Here is a 553-nt window from a genome sequence, read left to right on the forward strand (position 1 = left end):
GCGCCTGGTCTTCGTCTTCAGCCAGGACTTCACCGTCTTCGGCGGGGCGCTCAGCGAGGCGCATGCCGAGAAGATCTGCAAGGTGATGGACCAGGCCATGAAGGTCGGCGCGCCGGTCATCGGCCTGAACGACTCGGGCGGCGCGCGCATCCAGGAAGGTGTCGCTTCGCTCGGCGGCTATGCCGAGGTGTTCCAGCGCAACGTGATGGCCTCGGGCGTGGTGCCGCAGATCAGCATGATCATGGGGCCGTGCGCGGGCGGCGCCGTGTACTCGCCGGCCATGACCGACTTCATCTTCATGGTGAAGGACTCCAGCTACATGTTCGTCACCGGCCCCGAGGTGGTGAAGACCGTGACGCACGAGGACGTGACCGCAGAGGAACTGGGTGGTGCCTCCACCCACACCACCAAGAGCGGCGTGGCCGACATGGCCTTCGAGAACGATGTCGAGGCGCTGATGATGCTGCGCCGCCTGTACAACTACCTGCCGCTCAACAACCGCGAGAAGCCGCCCGTGCGCCCCAGCGGCGACCCGGCCGAGCGCGCCGACCTG

1 protein-coding gene is annotated in these 553 nt (G+C 66.9%); it reads left to right on the top strand.

Annotation, left to right across the window (positions count from 1 at the left end):
* Positions 1–553, top strand: a 553-nt coding sequence (locus HB681_RS37740) for a carboxyl transferase domain-containing protein (RefSeq protein ID WP_275946440.1), incomplete at both ends; no start/stop codon positions are given.

It is taken from the genome of Variovorax sp. dw_954 (assembly GCF_018449755.1).
Taxonomy (GTDB): domain Bacteria; phylum Pseudomonadota; class Gammaproteobacteria; order Burkholderiales; family Burkholderiaceae_C; genus Variovorax.